The organism is Streptacidiphilus fuscans (genome assembly GCF_015690355.1).
Classification (GTDB): domain Bacteria; phylum Actinomycetota; class Actinomycetes; order Streptomycetales; family Streptomycetaceae; genus Streptacidiphilus; species Streptacidiphilus fuscans.
In genome coordinates, this window is sequence record NZ_JADPRT010000021.1 from 115,709 (window position 1) to 139,308 (window position 23,600).

Here is a 23,600-nt window from a genome sequence, read left to right on the forward strand (position 1 = left end):
AGGTGTGCCCAAGAGGCGCGTCAACAGAATGTGTCATCATTTGGATGATCGTCCAAGGGCATGGAAAAACACCGAACCCCCGGCCTCGGGCCGGGGGTTCGGGCAGGTCGGGCGCAGGTCGGGTCGGGTCAGGAGTGCGCGGTGCCACCGAGGTTGAGCGCGACGACGCCGACGATGATCAGTGCGATGCCGAGCACCTTCCACAGGTTCACGCCCTCGCCGAGGAAGACGAACCCGATGGCCGCGACCACGGCCGTGCCCGCACCCGACCAGATCGCGTACGCCGTGCTCGCCGGGATCTGCTTGAGTGCCTGGCTGAGCAGCGCGAACGAGGCCACGTAGCCGAGGATCACGACGATGCTCGGAAGCAGCCGGGTGAACCCGTAGGTGTACTTCAGGGAGACGGTGGCGCAGATCTCCGAGCTGATGGCGAGAGCCAGGAACAGTGCAGGCATGATCGGAAACTACCTCCCCGTCGGCGCCGGGCCTCAGGCGGCGGCGGTGTCGTCCAGCAGACGCTGCAGCAGCGCCAGGTCGACGTCGAGCAGGCTGCGCACCACGGCGCGCCCTGGGGCGGGGAGGATCGGCGTCAGCGACGGCACGGCGACGACGGCCACCCCGGCGGCCTCGGCGGAGGCGACGCCGGTGGGGGTGTCCTCCACGGCGATGCAGGAGTCCGGCGTGGCGCCGAGCGCGCTCACGGCGGCGAGGTAGGGGTCCGGCGCGGGCTTGGTCAGCGGCGTCTCCCCGGCGGCGAACGACGTCACGAAGCGACGCCGCCCGAGCGCGTCCAGCACGAGGTCCACGACGTGCCGCGGCGAGGCGGAGACCAGCGCGGTGGCGATGCCCGCGTCCGCGAGCCCGTCCAGCAGCTCCAGCGCGCCGGGCAGCGGGACGACCTGCTGCGCGACCAGCTCGACAAAGCGGTGGTCCAGCCCACTGGCGATCGACGCCTCGCTGCGCGTGCCGTTGCTCGCACGGAAGAGGTACGCGGCGGTGTGCGCGACGGCCTGGCCGAGCACGTCGGGGACGTCGTCGTCTCCCAATGTCAGCCCGAGCGTCCGTGCCTCGTCCGCTGCCGCTTGCCACCACAGCCCTTCGGTGTCGACGAGGGTCCCGTCCATGTCAAACAGAACGGCCTGCAGGGTGGCGCGGCTGGGCACGAGGCTCCGCCTTTCGTATAGGGAGGATTGGGTTACAGATACGGGCAAAGGGGATGTTGCAACACCTCAGGGGCGCGGGGAACTGCGCGAGAACCACCCTGTGCGGATGGCCCTGCGCGTTCGGGCACTCACCGCCTCGGTGGCTTGCCGCACAGTTCTCCCTGCGCCCCTAAGGAAGTTGCAACTCAGCGGCGCGCGTCCACCAGGACGGCCCGCTCCGGCAGGCTCACGCTCACGCCCGTGCCCGCGGGCAGCCCCGCCGCGTCATGGGTGGAGAGGTCCGCCTTGACCGACGTGCCGTCGGGCAGCTGAATGGTGAGACGGGTGCTCGCGCCCAGGAACATGCTGGCGGTGATGATCGCGCCCTGCCCGCCGCCCGCAGTGACGACGACGTTCTCCGGGCGGATCAGCACGTCCGCGTCCCCGCGGACCTCGCCGCCGGCCTCCACGGGCAGCCGCTGGCCGAGGAGTTCGACGGTCTTGCCGTCGGCGTCCACGACACCGGGGATGCGGTTCATCGTGCCGACGAACTCCGCCACGAACGCCGTCGCGGGACGCGCGTACAGCTCGGCGGGGGTGTCGCACTGCTCCAGGCGGCCCGCGTGCATGACGGCGACGCGGTCGGCCATGGACAGCGCCTCCTCCTGGTCGTGCGTCACGAACAGCGTGGTGATGCCCAGTTCCTGCTGGAGGCGACGGATCTCCTCGCGCAGGTTCTCGCGGACCTTCGCGTCCAGCGCGGACAGCGGCTCGTCGAGCAGCAGCACGCGGGGGCGCAGGGCCAGGGCGCGCGCCAGCGCGATGCGCTGCTGCTGGCCGCCGGACAGCTGGTGCGGGTAGCGGTCGCCGTGGGTCGGCAGACCCACCAGCTCCAGCAGCTCGTCGGCGCGCTTGCGGCGCTCCGCCGCGCCGACCTTGCGCATCTTCAGGCCGAAGGCGACGTTGTCACGGGCGTTCAGGTGCGGGAAGAGGCTGTAGGACTGGAACACCATGCCCGCGTCACGGCGATGCGCGGGTATGCGGGTCACGTCCTCGCCGTCGACCAGGACCTGTCCGGAGTCCGGGGTCTCGAAGCCCGCCAGCATCCGCAGCGCGGTCGTCTTGCCGCAGCCGGAGGGGCCGAGCAGGGCCACCAACTCGCCCGGGTTGACGGTCAGGTCGAGGCCGTCGAGCGCGGTGGTCGCACCGAAGGTGCGGCGCAGGCCGACGAACCGGACCGTCGCGCCCGTGGAGTTGCCGGCGCTGTCAGTGGCGGGTGCTTTGCTGGAAACCGAAGTGGCAGCAGTGCCGTCCGTCGGCCCCGCAGGGGACGGCACGGCAGCGACGGACGTCGCGGGCGCGGGGTCGGTGGTCATGGACACTCCTGAAACTCCTCGGAGGCGAAGCTGGGGCGGTGGTGCAAGCTCGGTGGGGGTGCGGTGCTGGTCGGTTGTGCGCGTTCGTCAGTTGTTCTCGTTCGCGCCGGCCTTGCGGCGACCGCCACCGGCGGAGAGCACGAGCAGCAGCAGCCAGGTGAGCAGCAGGCTGACGATGGAGACGGCCACGGTCACCGGGCCCTGCCCGGCGCTGTTGCCGTTGACGATCCAGACCGCGAACGGCACGTAGCCGAGGATCGAGGCCACGGTGAACTCGCCGAGCACCAGCGCCAGGGTGATGAACGCGGTGTTCAGCAGGGAGGTGCGCATGTTCGGCAGGATCACGGTGACGATCGCGCGGGCCCGGCTCGCGCCGTTGTTTTGCGCGGCCTCCAGCAGCGTGCGGACGTCCAGGGCGCGCACCCCGGCGTCCAGCGTGCGGTAGGCCAGCGGCAGCGCCATGACCACGTACGCGAGCAGCAGCACCACAGGGAAGTTGGCGCTCTGCGCGAGCACGAACGTCTTGTAGAACGGCGTCGGCATCAGGTTGTCGTTGCACCAGCGCAGCACGGCCGTGATGCCTGCGGTCAGCGCGATCGACGGGACCACCAGCGGCAGGGTGCAGGTCAACTCGACGACGGTGCGCAGCCTCGGGCTGCCCAGCCGGACGGCGACCACGGTCGGCACCAGCAGCAGGTAGACCAGCACGATGGTGCCGGCCGCCAGCAGCAGCGAGAGCTGCAGCGCGGGCCAGAGGCCGGGAACGCTGAAGATCTGCTTGTAGGCGTCGAGGCTGAAGCCCGAGGGGGAGTTGTCGACGGTGAACCAGAGCGTCGAGACCATCGGGGTGAGGAAGTACAGCCCCGCGATCAGCAGCACCGCGGCGCGTCCGAAGCGGATGCGGCCGAGCCGGGCCAGCACGCCCGGTCGCGGGCGGCCCGGGGTGCGGGCGTCGCCTGCGCCGACCGGGCCGGTCTGGGTCGACGGGGCGGGGACGGTCACACCAGCCATCGGGCACTCCGGCGTTGCAGGGGGAGGTAGATGACCATGACCAGGGTGGCGATGACCACCATGTCCAGGCTCATGGCCAGGGCCACGTTGGTGGCGTCGGCCGACACGTTGCCGTTGAGCGCGGTGGCGATCTGCAGCGTGATCAGCGGGACGCTCGCGCCGACCATGGCCGCGGCGGTCGCGTAGGCGGCGAAGGCCGAGCCGAAGAGCAGCACGAACCCGCCGAGCAGCGAGGGGAAGAGCACCGGCAGCGCCACGTGACGCCAGTACTGCCAGGTCGTCGCGCCGTTGTTCTGCGCGGCCTCGCGCCACTGGCGGCGCAGGCCGTCCAGGGACGGGATGACGCTCAGCACCATCAGCGGGATCAGGAAGTAGAGGTAGACCATGGTCAGGCCGTTGAAGGAGTAGAGACTCCAGCCGTGCTGGTCCAGGTGCAGGTGGGTGGTCAGCACACCGGCGTTGCCCAGCGTGGAGATGAACGCGAAGGCCAGCGGCACGCCACCGAAGTTGGCGAGCACGCCGGAGGCGCTCAGCACCGCGTGGCGCAGCAGCCGGAACCGCGAGGTGACCACGGCCTGCGCCAGCAGCAGCCCGAACACCACGCCGATCAGCGCGGCGAGCGCGGACAGCTTGACGCTGCCGATCAGCGCGTCGAGGTAGCCGCCCTGCAGCGAGGCGGACAGGTTGCCCATCGTGTACTGGCTGGGCTTGCCCGGGTTGTAGGTGGTGAACGCACCGTAGGCCATGGCCAGGGCGGGCACCCCGAAGGCCACGGCGACGAAGAGCAGCAGCGGAAGGACGGCGAACCGGCCCGCCGCCGCCTTGCGCAGGCGGCGGCGGACGGGCGTCGCGCTCAGGGGAGCGGTGCTCACCCGGCGATGGCCTTCGACCAGTTGGAGGCGACGACAGCCTTGGCGGCGGTGATCTGCGCCTGCGACGGGATCGGGGCGGTGCCGGAGACGGCGGGCAGCTTGGCGGCCAGCGAGGCGTTCAGGGTGCCGGCGCTCTTCATGGCGTCGAACAGGACCGGGCGGGCGAAGCCGCCGAGGAAGCCGTTCTGGCCGTCGGTGGAGTAGAGGAACTCCTCCCACAGGCGGGCAGCCGCCGGGTGCGGCGCCCACTTGTTGATGGCCTGGTTGTAGTAGGACGCGTACAGGCCGTCCGTCGGGACGTTGACCTGCCAGTTGATGCCCTTGGACTGGAACTCGGCGGCGTAGCCGGCGTTCAGGTAGTCCCAGTCGATGCTGATCGGGGTCTCGCCCGACTCGACGGTGGCCTGCGTCGACTGGACCGGGTTGAAGTTGCCGGACTTCTTCAGCTTGCCGAAGAAGTCGATGCCCGGCTGGATGTTGCTCAGCGAACCGCCGTTGGCCAGCGCCGCGGCGTAGACGCCGGAGAAGGCCGCGTTGGCCTGCGTCGGGTCACCGTTGAGCGCGACCATGCCCTTGTACTCGGGCTTGAGCAGGTCGGCGAAGGTCTTCGGGCACTCCTTGACCTTGCCGGCGTTGCAGCCGATGGAGATGTAGCCGCCGTAGTCGTTGAACCAGCTGCCGTCCGTGGCGGCCTGGCCGGCCGGGATCTCGGCGAAGTTGGCGACCTTGTACGGCGCGAACAGGCCCTGCTGCTGGCCGGTGAGGGCGAAGGCGCCACCGACGTCGACGACGTCGGGCGCGCGGTCCTGACTCTTGCGCGTGGTGATCGCGTTGATCTCGTCCTGGCTGGAGCCCTCGGGGTTCTCGTCGCTGATCTGGATGCCGTACTTCTTGGTGAACTCGGCCATCAGCGTGCCGTAGTTGGCCCAGTCGCTCGGCAGGGTGATCACGTTGAGGTGACCCTCCTGCTTCGCGGCGGCGATCAGCTGGTTCATCCCACCGAAGTCCGAGACGGAGGTGGCGGTGGAGGCCTTGGCCGAGTCAGAGGAGGACCCGCTGCCGCCGTTGACGGAGGCTGCGGAACCACAGGCGGTGAGCGCGAGGGCTGAGGCGACCAGTACGCCGGTAAGCGCGGCGGCCCGGGCAGGGGTGGAGGTCACGTTGGGCTCCTGAGGGGGCGTCAGTTGCTAATCACTTGTCCGAACAAGTCGATGACAGTACGCCCGAGCTTGGTGACTGGATGGTTAACAGGACATCAACGCCCGCATGCCATTGCCCATCGGATTCCTCTGCTCTGGATGGGCATTTCGCTGGTCGCGCACGTAACGGTACGATCACGCCGCCGGCCCGAATACGACGGCAGTAGATTGACGGGTCGAACGAGGACGGACTGAGGAGCGCACTGTGGCAGCACGGCACGAGGAGATTGCCGACGCGCTGCGGCAGGCCATCGATCTCGGGGAGTACCCGGTGGGCGGCATGCTGCCCACCGAGACGGAGCTCTCCGCCCGCTACGCCGTCTCACGCGGCACGGTCCGCCAGGCCGTCGCGGCGCTGACCGCGGAGGGCCGGATCGGCTCCCGCCAGGGCGCCCGCCGGGTGGTTCTGGGCAGCCGCCGCAGCCAGAGCTTCGCCGAACTCCGCAGCTTCGCCCAGTGGGCGAAGGCGATGGGGCACACGGCCACCGGCCGGGTCATCCACCAGTTCCGCCGCCCGGCCACGGTCGAGGACGCCCAGCGACTCCAGATCGCGCCGGGCGAGGAGGTCCTCCAGGTGCTGCGCGTGCGCGGACTCGACGGTGAGCCGGTGCTGTTGGAGCGCAACGTCTACGCGCAGTGGATGGCCGACGCGGTGGAGCGGCTCCCCGCCGAGTGCGAGTCCGTGGTCCAGGCGCTCTACGACGACATAGGGATGATCTTCGCCTACGGTGAGCACGTCATCGACGCGGTCGCAGCCGGCGCGGAGGACGCCCGCCTGCTCGACATCCGTCGCGGCAGCCCGCTGCTGCGCATCCGCCGCATGACGACGACCCCGGCGGGCCGCCCCATCGAGTGGTCCGACGACCGCTACGTCTCCGGCACGGTCAGCTTCGCGGTGGCCAACTCCATCGGCTCCAACCCCCTGGCGCGCCAGTCGGGCCAGAGCTGACCCGACGACAACAGTCTTTGCAGATGGGTCAGTTGCAACAGGCAGGGGCGCGGGGAACTGCGCGAGAAGCCACTGATGAGCGGATGGCCCTGCTCGTTCGGTGCTCTACCTGCGTGGGTGGCTTGTCGCGCCCGCGCGGCGGAGCCGCATATCAGCAGAGCCCCGCGCCCCTGGATAGTGCAACAACCTGGGCAGGCAGAAAGGCTTAGGTTAGCCTTACTTGCCGCAGGCGCCTTCCGCTCTGCGTCGTGCTGCCGTCGGGAGGGCCCGCATGTCCACGACCGAGATCACCCTGCTGGGTGCCGTCGCCGGGTTCACCATCTACCTCGGTCTCCCCGTCGGACGACTCAAAGCTCCCCTCCCGCGGACGCGGGCCCTGCTCAACGCCGTGGCCATCGGCATTCTGGTCTTCCTGCTCTGGGACGTGCTGACCCACGCGTGGGACCCGATCGACAGCGCCCTCGGCGACCACCACTACGCCTCGGCGACCGGCAACGGCCTGGTCTTCTTCGGCTGCTTCGGTGTCGGCCTGATGGGCCTCGTCTACTTCGACCGGCTGATGGCCCGCAAGGCCACCGCCGCGGGCGGTCCCGCCGACGGCGGAAGCACGCGGTCGCGCTTCGACATGCTGGCGCTGATGATCGCCGTCGGCATCGGACTGCACAACTTCGCCGAGGGCCTTGCCATCGGCAACAGCGCCGCGTCCGGCCAGCTCCAGCTGGCGGTGCTGCTGATCATCGGCTTCGGTCTGCACAACGCGACCGAGGGCTTCGGCATCGTCGCCCCGCTGGCGGCGGAGGGCACCCGACCGAGCTGGGGCCGACTCGGCGTGCTCGGCCTGATCGGTGGCGGTCCGACCTTCCTCGGCACGCTCGTGGGGCAGTCGGTCGTCAACGACACACTCTCCATCGGCTTCCTGACCCTGGCGGCGGGCTCGATCCTCTACGTCGTGATCGAGCTGCTCGCGGTGGCCCGCAAGGCGGCCATGAAGGAGCTCGTCACCTGGGGCATCCTCGGGGGCGTGATCGCGGGCTTCGTCACCGACGCCGTCGTCACCGCGGCAGGGGCCTGAAGCTTCCCCGCACGAGGTTGGTGACGTCACAGGCAGGCGCTGTACGGTGGGCCCACTATGGACCACACGCCCTACCCCGCCGTCTCCGTGATCATGCCCGTGCTCGACGAGTCCCGGCACCTGCGCACCGCCGTGGAGCGGATTCTCGAGCAGGAGTACCCCGGTGACGTCGAGGTCGTGATCGCGCTCGGGCCCTCGAAGGACAACACCGACGAGATCGCCGCCGCGCTGGTCGCCGAGACCGCGGGCACCTCCCGCGAGGTCCGCACCGTCCCCAACCCGACCGGTCGCACCCCCGCCGGGCTCAACGCGGCGATCGAGGGTTCGCGCTTCCCGATCGTGGTCCGCGTGGACGGGCACGGCCTGCTCACCCCCGGCTACATCGCCACCGCCGTCCGACTGCTCCACGAGAAGGACGCGGCCAACGTCGGCGGGATCATGAACGCCGAGGGCGAGACCGAGTGGGAGAAGGCGGTCGCCGCCGCGATGACCTCCCGGATCGGCGTCGGCAACGCCGCCTTCCACACCGGTGGCGAGGCCGCTCCGGCCGACACGGTCTACCTGGGTGTGTTCCGGCGCAAGGTGCTGGAGCAACAGGGCGGCTACAACGTGGAGTTCATAAGGGCCCAGGACTGGGAGCTCAACTACCGCATCCGGCAGGCCGGTGGGCTGATCTGGTTCACCCCGGACCTCAAGGTCACCTACCGTCCGCGTCCGAGCGTCCGCGCCCTGGCCAAGCAGTACAAGGACTACGGGCGTTGGCGTCGCGTGGTCACCCGCTACCACCGCGGCTCGGTCAACCTCCGCTACCTCGCGCCGCCGGCGGCCCTGCTCGGCTGCGCAGTCGGCCTGGTCGCCGGGGTCGCGCTGACGCCGGTCGCGTTCGTGCTGCCGGGCGGCTACGCGGCGGCGATCCTGCTCGGCTCGGTCAAGGAAGGCCGCGGCCTGTCCGCCTCCGCCCGCGCCCAACTGCCGGTCGCCCTGGCCACCATGCACATGTCCTGGGGTTGGGGCTTCCTCACCAGCCCGCGCTCGCTGGCGAACCGCGTCATCGCGAGCACGGCCGCGCAGCACGACTGAGCCTGCCGCTCGGCAGGTTCAGCACGCTCAGGCTCCGCACGCTCGGCCTCAGCAGGCCGTGAACTCCTTGCCGACGCCGTGGAAGTCCGCGCCGAGCGTCAGCACCATCGGGTCACGCAGCCCCGTCGACGTCCCGTTCCCGTGCAGGGACGCGACGGGCAGACCCAGCGCGGCGACCAGCGTGCGCGCCTGGTCGACGTGGTTCGGCGCGTAGACGAGCGAGGTCAGCGGCTGGTTGTGCGGTGCCGGGCCGCCGTTGCTGGTACGCAGGAACTTCGCGGTGTTCTGCATCCAGCTGAGCACGGCCTCCGCCTGTCCGAACGTGCCGCTGCCGTTCAGGACGGTCACCCGGACGTTGATCGGCTGCGCCTTGGACCCCGTGTGCGCGAACGCCGCGTCGGCGGGCTCCGGCGTGCAGGTGGGCGACGGTGCGGCGGTTGGGCTGCTTGCCCGAGTCGCCGCCGCGGTCCCGCTCGCGTCGATGGCGGCTGCGGCGTTGGGCTTGCCGGCACCGTGCAGCAGCAGGAAGCCGCCGATCACCATCAGCGCCAGGAACCCGGCCGCAGCGGCCAGCCAGGGCCCGCCATGCGCGCCCCGACGGGACCCGGCGCGTCCTCCGGAGGCCCGTCTGGAGCGTGTGCGGGCGCGCGACGAGTCGGCTCGTCGGCCCTTGCCCCGCGTCCCCACGTCCCGCTCCGTTCCTGCCCAGCCCTGCTGCCCCGTGCCTGCGGCGCCCAGCGTAGCGGGAGGCACTGACGCAACCGGTGCCGAGACGGCACCCCTCACCCGCTGGAGTGACGCGGGCCTACGAGCCGGGCCTAAGACGCTGGGCCTACGACGCGGCGCAGATGTCCTGCGAGCCGGTACGCCCGGTGAAGGTCGCCGCGGGGGACGCGGGCGTCGCGGGCGACATGCCGTCCGCCGACGCGGGACTGGCCGGTGTGACGGAGACCGGTTGGTCGTTGCGCAGCTGCTCGAAGAGCTGGTTGGCGTCCGGCTGCTTGAACTGGTCGCGGTTGTGGTCGTACGCGTAGGGCTCGCGCGGCGCGGTCAGGAAGGTGGTCCGGTCCGACGGCATGTCGGAGAGGCTGGAGGCGAGGCCGTAGAGCTTGTCGAGCGAGTTCAGCCCCGGGTCGACGGTCAGCGCGGAGGTCGCGGCGTCGAGCAGCGGGTAGAGCCGGGTCGGGTTGAGCAGCACCCCCGAGCTCTCCACCTGCTGCACCATCGAGGAGAGGAAGTCCTGCTGACGCCCCATCCGCGCGGTGTCGCTGCCGTCGCCCAGGGCGTACCGCACGCGTACGTAGCCGAGGGCCTGCTCGCCGTTGAGCGTCTGCCGTCCGGCCGGGAGGTCCAGGTTCGCGTCGTTGTCGCTGACGGGCGCGCTCAGGCAGACGGGCACCCCGCCGATCGCGTCGACCATCTTCTTGAACCCGGCGAAGTCGACCACGACGAAGTGGTCGATCCGAATGTCCGTCAGCGCCTCGACGGTACGGATCGTGCAGGCCGTTCCGCCTTTCTCGAAGGCCGAGTTGAACATCCCGAAGTAGGGATCGGTGACCCGACCGTCCGGCAGCGTGCACGCGGGCACGTCGACCATGGCGTCCCGCGGCAGGCTCACGCCGACGGCGCTGCGCCGGTCCCTGGCGACGTGCAGCAGGATCGTGGTGTCCGACCGCGCCCCGGCGGAGCTCCCGTACGCGGAGTTCGCGCCCGCGCGCGAGTCCGAGCCGATGACCAGGATGTTCTGCGCGCCGTTCGCCTGCGTCGGCCGCGACGAGTCCGGCCCGAGGAGTCGCCCGGTGGTCGAGTCCGTGCGGATGTTGGAGTTCAGCGCGGCGTACCCGATCCACGCCGCGCCCGCGGCGACGACCAGCAATAGGCCGAGCCCGACCGCGAGCCGGCGCAGGATCCGCTTGCGCGGCGTGCGGATCGGACCGTCCGGCACGGAGCCCCCCGGGTCATGAGATCGATGAAGCCGTCCATCGATCATCACCCTGCGGGCGGCGAGGCACTTCTCGGGTGACCCACTCGGGTGACACCGAGTCAGTTCCGAGCGCGGGGGACGTTGCAGGTGGACGTGCAACGCCCCCAGCACTCAGCCGAGGGTCCGGGTGACCTTCTCCTCCGCAACGCGGCCGGCGAGCTTGTCCGGGTGCAGCTTCTCGCTGTTGCGACAGAGCACCACGCTCGCGCCGGCGACCAGCGGGGCGAGGAGCCCGCCCGCAAGGCCGTCCCAGTCGCCGTAGGAGAGCATGCTCAGCACCCGGTCGTCCGGCCCGATGCCCAACTGCCGTGCCTGCTCGGCCGCCAGGGAGACGGTGTGGGAGCCGCTCAGCTGCTCGCCGTCGATCTCGAGTGCCGGGCGGTCCGGGTCGACCGGGGCGTACGGGACGAAGCGGTCGCCCTGGGCCGGGACCTCGACGGCGTAGTCCAGGAAGCCGGTCGGCAACTGCGGGAATCTCCCGCCCAACGGGCGGAGCGCCAGCGCGACGCGCTCGCCCTCGCAGGCCAGGGCCTCCTCCAGGTGGTCGGGTCCGCTGACGACGAGCTGCGCCTCGGCCGGGTCGCCGCCGGGACAGGCCAGCAGGCCCACCGACCAGCAGGCGAACATCCAGATCGCGGTCTGCCAGTGCGCGGGCAGCAGCAGCGCGGCCCTGTCGTCGGGTGCGGCGGCAAGCTCGTCCTGCAGCAGGTTGGCGGTCTTGGCCACCCAGTTGTCGAACGTCTTGACGGACAGTTCCACACGTTCGCCCGTGGCGTCGTCGTAGTACGTGATCAACGGGCGGGCGGGATCGGCTTCGAGAAGGGAGCGCAGCAGATCGGCGGGGGTCTCTGCGCCGCTGAAGGGTGTCTGGCTCATGGTGGTGCCCAGCCTACGGCGTGACCGGTGTGAAGAGACCAGACCCCCGCCGTCGAACTTTCCGTGCGGGTAGCCTGACTCAGGTGAACAGCGGGACCGGAGCGCCTGCGCGAACGCGCGGGACCACATGTGGCACGGCCGGGGCGACCCCCGGCGCGACGCGGCTGTGGAAGCCGGAGGGACCGCTCGACCTGTCCCTGACCTTCGGTTTTCTGCGTCGTGGCCCCCTCGACCCCTCCTACCGTCGCGACCGCGAGGGCGCGCTGTGGCGAGTCTCGCGCACCCCGGCGGGCGTCGGCACGCTCCGGCTGCGCACCCGCCCGGCCGAGGGCGCGGTCGAGGCGACCGCGTGGGGCGCGGGTGGGAGCTGGCTGCTGGACGCGGTCCCGCGCTGGCTCGGCGCGGAGGACGACCCGTCCACCTTCGACCCGCACGGCCACCGCCTGCTGCGGGACGCGCACGCGCGGCACGCGGGTCTGCGGATCGGCCGCACCGGGCTGGTCATGGAGTCGCTGGTCCCGGCGATCCTGGAGCAGAAGGTCACCACCGGCGAGGCGTACGAGGCGTGGCGCACGCTGCTCCGCGCCTACGGCGAGCCCGCCCCGGGCGGCGCGGAGGTCCCGCCGCACATGTACGCGCCCCCGGCGGCGCGGGACTGGGCGATGATCCCGTCCTGGGCCTGGCACCGGGCCCGCGTCGACGGCAAGCGCGCCGCGACGGTCGTCCGCGCGGCGCGGGTCGCCCCGCGCCTGGAGGAGGCCTCCGCGATGCCCCCGGCCGAGGCGGAGGCCCGGCTGACCACGATCCCCGGCATCGGCGTCTGGACGGCGGCGGAGACGCTCCAGCGCAGCAACGGCGACGCGGACGCGGTGTCCGTCGGCGACCTCCACCTGCCCAACACGGTCGGCTGGGCCCTCGCCGGACGCGAGCGCAGCGACGACGCGGTGATGCTGGAACTGCTGGAGCCGTACCGTCCCCACCGCTACCGCGTCTGCCGCCTCCTCCACACCATGCACGTGGCCGCGCCCCGCCGCGCCCCGCGGTACGCGCCGCTGGATTTCCGCGACAGGTAGGTGCACTCACCTCAGGGGCGCGGGGCTCTGCTGGCATGCGGCTCCGCCGCGTGGGCGCGACAATCCCCCAACCTCCGGCCGGGGGGACCCCCATCCCACGCAGGTAGAGCCCGAATGCGCAGGGCCATCCGCTCATCGGTGGTTGCTCGCGCCCACGCGGCGGAGCCGCACATCAGCAGAGCCCCGCGCCCCCAGAGTTGCAGCTACCTCACCGTCAGGAAGTCCGCCGGATCCCGTGGTTCACGCGCCTTCGGCGCGTCGGCAGCCCGCCCGAGGGCGACCGCGCCCATCGGGTCCCACTCCGCCGGAAGGCCCAGCACCTCGCGGACCGTGTCGCGGCAGAACATCGTCGACGACACCCACGCCGAGCCGTACCCCTCACCCGCCAGCGTCACGAGCAGGTTCTCGACCGCCGCGCCCATCGCCACCACGAACATCTCCCGCTCCGCCGCCGCACGGCGTTCGTCGGGGTAGACGTGGGAGCCGTCCATGACCAGGCACGGGACGACCAGGTACGGCGCGTTGCGCAGCACGTCGCCGCGGCGGACGCGCCTGGCGACCCGTTCCGGGTCCCAGCCGTCCAGGTCGACCAGGTCGCGGTTCCAGGCGGCGAGCATCGCGTCCAGCAGCCGCGTGCGCGCGTCCTCGCTCTCGACGAGGACGAAGCGCCACGGAGTGGTGTGGTGCGGCGCCGGAGCCGTGATCGCCGCAGCGACCGCACGGCGGACGGCCGCGGGGTCGACGGGCTCGTCGGTGAACGCGCGGACTGTGCGCCTGCCGGTGACGGCCTCGCGGATCGCCTCCGAGGTGCCGAGGCGGAACATGTCCTCCGCCGCCGGGCGGATCAGCGCGCGGACGCCGTCGCCGTCCTGGTCCGGGTCGGTGACGACGTGTCCGAGGCCGCGCACGATCGCGACGGGGCGGCCCGAGGTCTTGCCCTTGACCAGGTCGGCCGCCGACGCGAGCTCGTCGGCGAGGGCGGTCACGGTGAGCGCGAGCTCGTTGCCGTGGCTGTCGAACCGGCCGCGGTGGTCCTCCAGGACCGTGACGCCCGCAGCGCCGATCGCGACGTCGGTGAGGCCGTTGCGCCATGGGCGGCCGAAGGTGTCGGTGATCAGCACGCCGATCCGACGTCCCGTCAGCTCGTGCAGGCGCTTGCGCAGCGCCCGCGCCGAGGCGTCGGGGTCCTCGGGCAGCAGCAGCACGGTCCCTGACGGGGTGTTGGACGCGTCCACCCCGGCGGCGGCCATCACCATGCCTTGGCGGTTCTCGACGATCCGGGTCCGGCCACGGCGGGCGACGACGCGCACGGTCTCGGCGTCGATCGCCGCCTCGCGGTCGTGCGCCTGGACCAGCCGGCCCTCGGCCTTGCTGACGACCTTCGAGGTGACGACCAGGATGTCCCCGTCGACGGGCGCGAACCCCTCGGCGCGGAGCAGCAGTTCGGCCAGGTCGTCCCCGGCGGCGACCTCCGGCAGCCCGTCGACGCCGATGATCTCGACGCGCCCGCCGCTCATGAGCCCGCCGCTCATGAGCCCGCCGCTCATGAGCCCGCCTGGTCGGCGCGCACCTGCTCGGCCAGCGTCAGTGCCTCGCGGGCCATCTCCGCCGCAGCGTCGACGTCGGTCATCAGCAGCGGCACCGCGCGGCAGGTGATCCCGGCGGCCTCGACCTCGGCCACCGCGTCGGTGTCGGTGGTGTGCACCAGCCAGCCGTCGACCAGGCCCGGACCGTAGTGCTTGGCCACGGCCGCGGCCCCGGTCTCGACGCCCACGGCCTCCAGCACCTTGTCGGCCATCCCGCGCACCGGCGCGCCGCCGATGATGGGGGAGAGGCCGACGACGGGGGCGTCGGCCGCGACGATCGTCTCGCGCACACCGGGGACCGCGAGGATGGTGCCGATGCTGACCACCGGGTTGGACGGCGGGAAGAGGATCACGTCGGCCTCGGCGATGGCCTCCAGCACACCGGGCGCGGGCTTCGCGGTCTCCGCGCCGACGGGCAGGATCGCCTGGGCGGGGACGGCGGCGTGGAGCTTGACCCAGTACTCCTGGAAGTGCACGGCGCGGCGCTTGCCGTCCTGCTCGGGGTCCTCGATGACGACATGGGTCTCGACGCGGTCGTCGGACATCGGAAGCAGCCGCACGCCGGGCTTCCAGCGGTCGCAGAGCGCCTCGGTGACGGCGCTGAGCGGATATCCCGCGCCGAGCATCTGGGTCCGCACGATGTGCGTGGCGAAGTCCCGGTCACCCAGCCCGAACCACTCCGGCCCGACCCCGTACGCGGCGAGCTCCTCCTTGACCGACCAGGTCTCGTCCGCGCGACCCCAGCCCTGCTCCTCGTGGATGCCGCCGCCGAGCGTGTACATCACGGTGTCCAGGTCGGGGCAGACCTTCAGCCCGAACAGGTGGATGTCGTCGCCGGTGTTCCCGATGACCGTGATCTGGTCGTTCTCGCCGACCGCCGCCTTGAGTCCGCGCAGAAAGCGCGCTCCGCCGATTCCTCCGGCCAGTACCGTGATGCGCATGCCGCCTATCCTCGCAGGCGCGGCAGCGGGGACGGAGCACCAGCCCTCACCCGACGAACCGGCGCAGCGCGGCGCGGTGCGCCTGCGGCAGGTCCTGTTCCTGCGCGAACTCGTGGTCGGCGAAGTCGAACCCGGGCGTCACCACCTCGGCGACCAGCGCGTACCGCGCCCCCTCCGGCACCCGCGACGCCTTCCACCACCCACCCGGCACCAGCAGGTGCCGCACCTCCCCGTCGCCGAGCGTCTGCACTCGCAGCCGACCGTCCGGGTCGACGGTGTGGTACTCGACGGGGTCGCCTTCGAGGAAGAAGTGCAGGATGTCGCTGCGGTTCCGGTGCAGCCGCCCGTTCGGCTGACGGTCCGTCATCAGGTAGTAGATCGACGTCGCGCTCGGCCGCGTCCCGCCCGTGGTCTCGTGAGGCACGGGGCTGGTGTAGACCCGCCGGAACCAGCCCCCTTCCGGGTGCGGCTCCAGTGCGAGGGACTCGATGAGCTCTTCCGCGCGCATGCTGCCTGCCATGTCACTGGCCACCGGTGACCGGTACCGGCATGGCGACGGTCCTCGCGGCGGGCAGGGTGATCTCGAAGCAGCAGCCGCCGGGCACGTTGCGGACGGAGGCGCGGCCGGAGTGGGCCTCGACGATGCCGCGGACGATGGCGAGGCCGAGGCCCGCGCCCGAGGCGGTGCCGGAGGGGGTCGAGGTCACCGGCGTGCGGGCGGGAGCGCCGCGCCAGCCGGTCTCGAAGACGCGGGGGAGGTCGGACTCCGCGATGCCGCCGCAGGTGTCGGTGACGGACAGGACGACCCGGTCGTCGTCCGCGTGGGCGGCGACCGCGACCGTGCCGTCGGCCGGGGTCGCGCGGATCGCGTTGCCCAGCAGGTTGGCCAGGACGCGGGTCATCTCGCGCGGGTCCACGTCGACCGGCACCGCCGCGACGCCGTCGCCGACCAGCTGGACGCCGCGTTCCCGCGCCAACGGGGACGCCCCGGCGAGCGCCTCGTCGACGAGGTCGTAGGCGGAGACGCGGGAGAGCGTCAACGTCAGCGCGCCGGCCTGGATCCGGGAGAGTTCGAACAGGTCGTCGACCATCCCGGTGAGCCGGTCGACCTCGGTGCGGATCCTGGAGTGGTACCGCTGCGGATCGTCGGCGACGCCGTCCTCCAGCGCCTCGGCCATCGCGCGCAGACCGGCCAGTGGGGTGCGCAGGTCGTGCGAGATCCAGGCGATCAGCTCGCGCCGGGACGCCTCCAGCGCGCGCTCGCGCTGCCGCGACTCGGCCAGGCGGGCGTTGGTCGCGGCCAGTTCGGCGCCCAGCGCGGCCAGTTCGGCGCTGAACGGGCCGACGGGCGCGGTGAACCCCTCGTCGCTGCCGACGGTCCGCGCGGCGCGCTGCAACTGCGCGCTGCCGAGCGTCACCTGGCGGCCCAGCAGCCAGGTCACCAGTAGCGAGACCAGCGAGGCCATGCACAGCACGACCACGACCACCAGGAAGTCGTGCCGGGAGAGGAACATCGCCTGCGCGACCGCGATGGTCGCCGCCGTGACCGCCAGCACGGTCACCAGCGCGACGACGAACAGCGACCACGACAGCGAACGCCGCCGCAGCAGCAGCACGACCGGCCAGCCCAGCAGCCCGGCCACGGCCGCGCCGAGGGCCGCGTAGCCGGCCACCACCAACACGTCACTGCTGTGCATCGGGCACCACCGTCTCCGCAGCCCGGCCGGGCGCTCCGGCCGGGTCGAAACGGTAGCCGACGCCCCAGACGGTGGTGATCAGCCGTGGTGCGGCGGGGTCGTCCTCGATCTTCTCGCGCAGCCGGCGGACGTGCACCGTCACTGTGGACAGGTCACCGAAGTCCCAGCCCCAGACCCGGCGCATCAGCTCCTCGCGTCCGAACGCGGTGCCGGGGTGCGCCAGCAGGAACGCGAGCAGGTCGAACTCGCGCAGGGTGAGTGCCAGTTCGCGGTCGGCGCGCCAGGCGCGGCGGGCGGCGGGGTCGATCCGCAGGTCGCCCGCGAGCAGCGGGCGGCTGCCGTCGTCGGGCGTCGCCCCGGCGAGCGGACCGCCGGCGCTGCGGCGCAGCACGGACTGGACCCGCAGCACGAGCTCGCGCGGCGAGAACGGCTTGGTGACGTAGTCGTCCGCGCCGAGCTCCAGCCCCAGGATCCGGTCGTGCTCGTCGCCCTTGGCGGTCAGCATCACCACCGGTATGCCGCCGGTCGCGGGTTCGGCACGGAGCCTGCGGCAGACCTCCAGGCCGTCGATGCCGGGCAGCATCAGGTCCAGCACGATCAGGTCGGGGCCCAGCACGGCGGCCAGCTCCAGCGCGGTCGGGCCGTCCTCGGCGCGGTCGACCAGGTATCCGGCGTGCTGCAGGTACTCGGCGACGACCTCGGACACGGTCGGGTCGTCGTCGACGACGAGCACGCGCCGGGCGACGGGGGCGGGCAGGCCGGGGACGTCGGATGGTTCGGTCACCCTTCCACGGTAGGAGGTCCCGGGCCGAAGATCCCCCGGACGGCGGCAGCGTTCGCGTTCCGTAAGGAGTCGCAGGGAGTCGTAAGGAGTCGCCAGAGACCGGGAAGAGCCGGGAAGAGAGCGCGGGAGGAGGGGCCGGAGGCGCCGGGAAGCGCCGGGCTCAGCCCTGGTACGGGTTCATCTCGGTGAGGCCCGGGAAGTACACGTGCAGGCTGACGGCCGGCTCCAGGGTGTCGTTCACCACGTGGTGCACGTAGCCGGGCGCGATCACGCGCTGCGAACCGGCGGCCAGGGTCCGCGCGGTGGCGTCGGCCGGACCGCCGGGAGTGCGCGGGGACCGCTCGGTCAGCTCGCCCTGAAGCACCGTCATCACCGCGGAGGAGCGGCCGTGGTCGTGGGCGCCGCTGCCCTGGCCGGGGAGCCAGCTCAGCAGCCAGACCTCGTAGCCGGGCCCGGTCGAGAGCCGCGCGTACCAGCGCGTCAGCGCGTCGTAGCGGACCAGCGGCTCCCAGCGCTCACGGTCCGCGGCGACCTTGCGGGCGAGGGCGGCGAAGTCGCCGACGGTGGTCGGGTGGGTCAGCGGCGCGGGCGCCAGATGCGGCCAGGCCAGCGGGTCCCCGGCGATGCTCACGTCGCTCAGCCCGTCCGGGAAGGCGGGCCGCAGCACGGCGGCGGTCCCCGCCGAGACCCCGGCGGAGGCCTGACGGGAGGAACGTGTGGAAAGCGTGGAGGAAGAGACGGAAGACGTCACGGCTGTGGTGTCCTTCGAAGGCTGTAGCGGCTGGGGGAGAGAGTCGGGCCCTAGCTACAGCGACAACACAGCGCACTCGCGGCACGGCGAAGCGAGCCGTGGAGACGGCTCGACGCGGCGCGGTGCTCAGACATGGTGCAAGGAGACCTTGTCAAGACCGCCTCTGTCAACTCGCCTGCCGGGGCGTGTCGCGAGGTTCAACCTGGGGCGGATGGGGCTGGATCACCCGATTGACGGATTGGGGTTCCCTTGGGTTTGGAGTGACATAAGGGCGGGAACGCCGCCCTCGACGCTCCCCATCAGGCCTTGTGTGATCCAGTGCCTGGTATTCCGGTTTGTCCGGATTTGCACACTTATGGTGATCGCTTGGTTCCGGGGAGTGAATCCTTGGCCCAATACCAGACCACAGCTTGACGGCGGCGAAAGAACGCACATGTAATTTCACCCGTGTCCAAGCGTCACATCAGACGACGGACGCATCACGGGGATGCACGAAGCACGAGGGGTAGGAGGCGCGCGGATGAGCGAGCTCTTTGATCTGTTGGTCGTCGGCGACGAGCAAGTGGGCGAGGAGGAGCTCGGCTGGCAGGAGCGCGCGCTGTGTGCTCAGACGGATCCCGAGTCCTTCTTCCCGGAGAAGGGCGGATCCACGCGCGAGGCCAAGAAGGTCTGCCTGGCGTGCGAGGTGCGCAACGAGTGCCTGGAGTACGCGCTCGCCAACGACGAGCGGTTCGGCATCTGGGGCGGTCTCTCCGAGCGTGAGCGCCGCCGCCTGAAGAAGGCCGTGGTCTGACCCGGTTTCAACAAGAGGTGCCCGATTCCTCCGCATATCGCACGTCAGCTCGAAGCATGACGGTGCGTGCGGGCGGTGCTGCTGAGGCGGTGTCACCCGGGAATCGGGCGGGGGAGCGCGGAACGCGTACACCTGTACACGTACCGCAGCATCGGGGGATGACATCGCAGTTCACGCGCAGCTGAGTCGCAGGTGAGCCGCGGCTGACAGGGTCCAGTGCCCGACAGCCCGCACCGCACCCCACAGCAACCCGTTAGTGTGGTCCGCCAGCGGAGCGCCTGACGCGCGCCCGCGTCGTGCCATCAGCGAAGCGAAGCGAACCGGGGTCCGCACAAGCGATGTCTGCCTATTCCCACCAGGCCGTGGGGCAACCGGGCGCCGGGCGTGCCCCGGCCTACCCGCGCCACCTGGTCACCGCCGTGCTCGTCGCCCATGACGGCGCACGCTGGCTGCCGCGGGCGCTGCGCGGTCTGTTGGAGCAGGACCGCCCGGTGCAGCGGATCATCGCCGCCGACACCGGCTCCACCGACGCCACACCACGCCTGCTCGCCGAGGCCCTCGGCTCCGACGCCGTCCTCCAGTACGGCCGCCGCACCGGCTTCGGCACCGCCGTCAACGAGACCGTGCGCGGGCTGTCGCCGCTGTACGCGGAGCACCTGCCGTACTCCATCGAGCACGGCTACGACCCGCTCGACCCGGACGAGGTCGGCCACGACCAGTTCGGCGACCCGCTCGGCCACCACGACGAGCTCGCCGACGAGCAGATGCGCGGCGCCGGCCGCACCGAGCCGGTCGAGTGGATCTGGCTGCTCCACGACGACTGCGAGCCGCACCCGGACGCGCTGCGCAAGCTGCTCCAGGTCGCCGACACCACGCCGACCGCCGCCGTCATCGGCCCCAAGCTGCGCTCCTGGTACGACCGGCGCCAACTGCTGGAGGTCGGCGTCTCCATCGCCCGCTCCGGGCGCCGCTGGACCGGCCTGGACCGGCGCGAGCAGGACCAGGGCCAGCGCGACCAGGTCCGTCCGGTCCTCGCCGTCTCCACCGCGGGCATGCTGATCCGCCGTGACGTCTTCGAGCAGATCGGCGGCTTCGACAAGCAGCTGCCGCTGATGCGTGACGACGTGGACCTGTGCTGGCGCGTCGCCGCCGCCGGGCATCGCACCGTCGTCGCACCCGACGCCATACTCCGCCACGCGGAGGCGGCCAGCCGCGAGCGCCGTCCCATCGACTGCGCCAAGCCGGACCGCCCGCACCGCATCGACAAGGCCGGCGCGGTGTACACGCTGCTGGCCAACTCCAGCGCGGTGCTGATGCCGTATCTGCTGCTGCGGATCACCCTCAGCACGCTGGTCCGCGCCCTCGGCTACACCCTGGGCAAGACCCCGGGCCTCGCCGTCGACGAGATCGCCGGGCTCAGCCACGTGATGCTGCGCTTCGGCTCGCTGCTCACCGGACGCGCCCGCAGGCGGCGCACCCGGGCCGCGGACGCGCTGGACGACGGCACCCTCTTCCCGGCCCTCGGCGCCACCTCGCGCGCCGCGATCGAGAACCTGATCGCCGAGTTCGGCGGCAACCGCGCCAACGAGGCCTACTCCAGCCGTCACGGCGCGGTCGAGTCCGGCCCGATCGACGACGACAACGACATCCTCGAGATCGAGCAGTTCGCCACGGTCAAGCGGATCGCCCGCAAGCCCGCGCCGGTGCTCTTCGCCGGGCTGCTGGTGCTGTCCCTGATCGCCTGCCGCAACCTGCTCGGCACCGGCGCCCTCTACGGTGGCTCGCTGCTGCCGACCCCGGGCGGCGCGACCGACCTGTGGCAGCAGTTCGCGTCCAGCTGGCAGGCCGACGGCGTCGGCACGGCCGGCAGCGCGCCGCCCTACCTGGGCGTGCTGGCCGCGCTCTCCAGCATCACCTTCGGCAACCCCGGTCTGGCCATGACCGTGATCCTGCTGCTCTCGGTGCCGCTGGCGGGCGTCTCCGCCTACCTGGTCTCCCGCCCGCTGATCGACTCCCGCCTGGTCCGGGCCTGGGCCAGCGCGGGGTACGCACTGCTTCCCGCCGCGACCGGCGCGATCGCGCAGGGCCGGATCGGCACCGCCATGCTCGCCGTGCTGCTGCCGCCGCTGGCCCGCGCCGCGGCGATCGCCGTCGGCCTCGGCATCCGCCGGGAGACCGCGGCGCGCGGCGGTCGGCCCGGCTGGCGCAGCGCCTGGGTCGCCGCGTTCACGCTGACCCTCGGCACCGCCTTCGTGCCGCTGGCCTGGCTGCTCGGCCTGCTGTTGGCGGGCGGCGCGCTGCTGGCCGCGTTCCTGCGCGGCGGGGCCTTCGGGCAGGGCACGGACGCCCTGCGCCGCCTCGGCCCGCGCGTGGTCGCCATCGTCGGAACTCCGCTGCTGGTGCTGGCGCCCTGGTCGCTCTCGCTCTTCCTCCACCCCAGCCGGTTCCTGCTGGAGGCGGGCATCCCCGGCCTGGTCGGCACCCCGGCCACGCCGGTCGACCTGCTGACGCTCGACCCGGGCGGCAGTGGCACGGTCCCCGGGCTGCTGATCGTCGGCGTCGTGCTCGCCGCGCTGGCCGCCCTGCTGCGCGCAGACCGCCGTCGTGCGGTCGTCGCGGCCTGGGGCGCGGCGGCCGTCGGCATGCTCGGCACCGCCCTCGCCGGAACGGTCTCGGTCGTGCCCGGCCCCGGGCAGACGGCGGTCCAGGCCTGGGCCGGTCCGACCACGCTGATCACCGGCATCGCACTGCTGGCCGCCGCCGCCATCGGCGCCGACCACGCCCGTGAGCGCGTCGCCGCGATCAACTTCGGCTGGCGTCAGCCGGTCGCCGCCCTGGTTGTCGTCGCCGCGGCCCTCGCGCCCGTCGCGGCCGCCGGCTGGTGGGTGCTGCGCGGCGCCGACGGACCGCTGCAGCGCGGCAGCGGCGGACTCGTCCCCGCGTTCATCGTGCAGGAGGCCCAGAGCTCGGACCAGAGCCGCACCCTGGTGATCCGCATGGGCGACCAGGGCCAGGTCGCCTCCTACGCGCTGGTGCGCGGCGCGGGCCCGACCGTCGGCAGCACCGAGGTCGCCGACGCGGCCGGTACCTCCGCGGCCACGACCGCCCTGGACCAGCTGGTCGGCGGCCTCGTCGCCGGCTCCGGCGGCAACGAGGTCACCGGGCTGACCGACTTCGCGGTCCAGTACATCGAGGTGCTCGCCCCGGTCTCCGGCACGCTGAGCGGCACCCTGGACGCGACGCCCGGTCTGGCCCGGGTCAACCAGCAGCAGCAGGCGAGCCTGTGGCGCGTCCAGGAGACCACCTCGCGGGTGGTGATCCGCAGTCAGGGCAGCCCGGACGTCACGGTCTCGACCGGTCCCGTCGACGTGGACACCACCATCCCGGCCGGTCCGCAGGGACGGGTCCTGCGGCTCGCCGACAGCGCCGACTCCGGCTGGCACGCGAGCCTCGACGGGCAGGCGCTCACCCCGCAGACCGTCGACGGCTGGGCCCAGGGCTTCGCGCTGCCGGCCTCCGGCGGGCAGCTGTCCGTCAGCTACAGCGAGAACCCGATCCACCTCGCCTGGGTCGTCGCGCAGTGCGTGCTCGCCCTGGCGCTGGTCGTGCTCGCCCTTCCCGGCCGCCGCCGCGCCGTCGACGACGACGGCGTCGAGGAGGGCGACGACCCGCTCGCGCCCTCCGGTGTCGGCCTCGGCGCGTCCGCGGCCACGGCCGGCCCGGGTGCGTCGGGGGAGCAGCCGGTCGTCCCCGGCTCCCGCCGGGCCCGCCGCCTGGCGGCAGCCGCCGAGGGCCAGGAGGCCCCGGGCTCCCCGGAAGCCGCGGACGCCACCTCGGGCACGGACGAGTCGGCCGCCCAGCAGGACGTCTTCGCCGGCGTCGGCGGCGCGGGTGTGGCCTCCGGCGGGCAGCCCGACGGGTACGAGCAGGGCTACCCGCAGCAGGGCGGCGGCTACCAGGACCCGTCCTACGAGGGCGGCTACCAGGAGCAGCAGCCGTACTACGGCGACCCGTCCGCCCAGCCTCACCCGGGCTACGGCTACGAACAGCAGGGCTACGACCAGCAGCCCGGATACGAGCAGCAGCCGTCGGGGTACGAGCAGCCCGGTTACGAGCAGGCGGGCTACGGCACGCAGGGCTACGCCCCCGGGCAGGGCCACCAGGGCTACGAGCAACCGGGCTTCGAGCAGCCAGGTTTCGACCAGCAGGGCTACTACCCGCAGGGCGCGCCTGGCGGACCCGACGGTCAGGGTGTTCCGGACCAGTCCTACGGTTGGCACGACGCGGGCGCCGCGCAGGGTCAGTTCGGCTCGCTCCAGCCCGACGACCCGTGGCTGAACGGCGACGGGGGAACCGGTGGACCGAGCGGCTCCAGCGGACAGCACGGCCACGGCCAGGACCAGGGGAACTGACA

Annotated in this window: 21 protein-coding genes; 6 read left to right on the plus strand and 15 right to left on the minus strand. The window is 72.2% G+C overall.

All coding sequences use genetic code 11. The features are described 5' to 3' along the window. Positions 1-128: 128 nt before the first annotated feature. From I2501_RS35350 to I2501_RS35375, 6 genes are all read right to left on the minus strand, one after another. The gene (locus I2501_RS35350; RefSeq protein WP_196198280.1) at positions 129-455 is read right to left on the minus strand and encodes a DMT family transporter; all 327 of its coding nucleotides are present in this window, start codon (positions 453-455) and stop codon (positions 129-131) included. 33 nt (positions 456-488) lie between these two features. Next, a complete protein-coding gene (locus tag I2501_RS35355) occupies positions 489-1,163 on the minus strand; it encodes an HAD family hydrolase (RefSeq protein WP_328806847.1) in 675 nt (224 codons plus the stop codon). A gap of 185 nt (positions 1,164-1,348) precedes the next feature. Continuing rightward, on the minus strand, positions 1,349-2,518 hold the full coding sequence (locus I2501_RS35360) for an ABC transporter ATP-binding protein (protein WP_196198282.1): 1,170 nt from the start codon (positions 2,516-2,518) through the stop codon (positions 1,349-1,351). An 87-nt stretch (positions 2,519-2,605) separates the two neighbouring features. After that, complete coding sequence (locus I2501_RS35365; protein WP_196198283.1) at positions 2,606-3,529, minus strand: ABC transporter permease; 924 nt, start codon at positions 3,527-3,529, stop codon at positions 2,606-2,608. Further along, positions 3,517-4,401, minus strand: a complete 885-nt coding sequence (locus I2501_RS35370; protein WP_196198284.1) for an ABC transporter permease — start codon at positions 4,399-4,401, stop codon at positions 3,517-3,519. Before I2501_RS35370 ends, I2501_RS35365 begins: the two co-directional genes overlap by 13 nt. Further along, the gene (locus I2501_RS35375; RefSeq protein ID WP_196198285.1) at positions 4,398-5,561 is read right to left on the minus strand and encodes an ABC transporter substrate-binding protein; all 1,164 of its coding nucleotides are present in this window, start codon (positions 5,559-5,561) and stop codon (positions 4,398-4,400) included. Before I2501_RS35375 ends, I2501_RS35370 begins: the two co-directional genes overlap by 4 nt. Positions 5,562-5,805: 244 nt before the next feature. Between I2501_RS35375 and I2501_RS35380 the strand changes: the two genes are divergently transcribed. From I2501_RS35380 to I2501_RS35390, 3 genes are all read left to right on the plus strand, one after another. Then, positions 5,806-6,549 (plus strand): GntR family transcriptional regulator, encoded by a 744-nt coding sequence (locus tag I2501_RS35380; RefSeq protein ID WP_196198286.1) that lies wholly within the window; start codon positions 5,806-5,808, stop codon positions 6,547-6,549. A 271-nt stretch (positions 6,550-6,820) separates the two neighbouring features. Then, a complete protein-coding gene (locus I2501_RS35385; RefSeq protein ID WP_196198287.1) occupies positions 6,821-7,621 on the plus strand; it encodes a ZIP family metal transporter in 801 nt (266 codons plus the stop codon). Between the two features lie 57 nt (positions 7,622-7,678). After that, positions 7,679-8,701 carry a glycosyltransferase family 2 protein gene (locus I2501_RS35390; RefSeq protein WP_196198288.1) on the plus strand — a complete coding sequence of 341 codons (1,023 nt, stop codon included), beginning with the start codon at positions 7,679-7,681 and terminating at the stop codon, positions 8,699-8,701. A 48-nt stretch (positions 8,702-8,749) separates the two neighbouring features. Here the strand turns inward: I2501_RS35390 and I2501_RS35395 are convergent, their stop codons facing one another. The 3 genes from I2501_RS35395 to I2501_RS35405 form a co-directional block, all read right to left on the minus strand. Then, complete coding sequence (locus I2501_RS35395; protein WP_196198289.1) at positions 8,750-9,388, minus strand: LytR C-terminal domain-containing protein; 639 nt, start codon at positions 9,386-9,388, stop codon at positions 8,750-8,752. Positions 9,389-9,533: 145 nt separating this feature from the next. After that, a complete protein-coding gene (locus tag I2501_RS35400) occupies positions 9,534-10,646 on the minus strand; it encodes an LCP family protein (protein ID WP_328806848.1) in 1,113 nt (370 codons plus the stop codon). Positions 10,647-10,796: 150 nt separating this feature from the next. Next, a complete protein-coding gene (locus tag I2501_RS35405) occupies positions 10,797-11,561 on the minus strand; it encodes a TIGR03089 family protein (protein WP_196198291.1) in 765 nt (254 codons plus the stop codon). Between the two features lie 74 nt (positions 11,562-11,635). Between I2501_RS35405 and I2501_RS35410 the strand changes: the two genes are divergently transcribed. Continuing rightward, complete coding sequence (locus tag I2501_RS35410; RefSeq protein WP_408022813.1) at positions 11,636-12,634, plus strand: DNA-3-methyladenine glycosylase family protein; 999 nt, start codon at positions 11,636-11,638, stop codon at positions 12,632-12,634. A 203-nt stretch (positions 12,635-12,837) separates the two neighbouring features. On the opposite strand, the gene I2501_RS35415 is transcribed toward I2501_RS35410, so the two are convergent. The 6 genes from I2501_RS35415 to I2501_RS35440 form a co-directional block, all read right to left on the minus strand. Next, positions 12,838-14,181 carry a coenzyme F420-0:L-glutamate ligase gene (locus I2501_RS35415; RefSeq protein WP_236047833.1) on the minus strand — a complete coding sequence of 448 codons (1,344 nt, stop codon included), beginning with the start codon at positions 14,179-14,181 and terminating at the stop codon, positions 12,838-12,840. Continuing rightward, entirely contained in the window at positions 14,178-15,161 is a 984-nt protein-coding gene (cofD, locus tag I2501_RS35420; protein WP_196198292.1) for a 2-phospho-L-lactate transferase, read from the minus strand. The genes I2501_RS35415 and cofD overlap by 4 nt, the downstream gene beginning before the upstream one ends. A 46-nt stretch (positions 15,162-15,207) precedes the next feature. Then, positions 15,208-15,681, minus strand: coding sequence for a cupin domain-containing protein (locus I2501_RS35425; RefSeq protein WP_236047836.1), 474 nt, complete (start codon positions 15,679-15,681; stop codon positions 15,208-15,210). A 1-nt stretch (position 15,682) separates the two neighbouring features. Continuing rightward, positions 15,683-16,858, minus strand: a complete 1,176-nt coding sequence (locus I2501_RS35430) for a sensor histidine kinase (RefSeq protein ID WP_196198293.1) — start codon at positions 16,856-16,858, stop codon at positions 15,683-15,685. After that, positions 16,845-17,642 carry a response regulator transcription factor gene (locus I2501_RS35435; RefSeq protein ID WP_196198294.1) on the minus strand — a complete coding sequence of 266 codons (798 nt, stop codon included), beginning with the start codon at positions 17,640-17,642 and terminating at the stop codon, positions 16,845-16,847. Before I2501_RS35435 ends, I2501_RS35430 begins: the two co-directional genes overlap by 14 nt. Before the next feature lie 160 nt (positions 17,643-17,802). Beyond that, positions 17,803-18,282 (minus strand): cysteine dioxygenase, encoded by a 480-nt coding sequence (locus I2501_RS35440; RefSeq protein WP_196198326.1) that lies wholly within the window; start codon positions 18,280-18,282, stop codon positions 17,803-17,805. 631 nt (positions 18,283-18,913) lie between these two features. Between I2501_RS35440 and I2501_RS35445 the strand changes: the two genes are divergently transcribed. Both I2501_RS35445 and I2501_RS35450 read left to right on the plus strand, forming a co-directional pair. After that, positions 18,914-19,186 carry a WhiB family transcriptional regulator gene (locus tag I2501_RS35445; RefSeq protein WP_196198295.1) on the plus strand — a complete coding sequence of 91 codons (273 nt, stop codon included), beginning with the start codon at positions 18,914-18,916 and terminating at the stop codon, positions 19,184-19,186. A gap of 338 nt (positions 19,187-19,524) precedes the next feature. Further along, positions 19,525-23,598 carry a glycosyltransferase family 2 protein gene (locus tag I2501_RS35450; RefSeq protein ID WP_196198296.1) on the plus strand — a complete coding sequence of 1,358 codons (4,074 nt, stop codon included), beginning with the start codon at positions 19,525-19,527 and terminating at the stop codon, positions 23,596-23,598. The last annotated feature ends 2 nt before the right edge of the window (positions 23,599-23,600 follow it).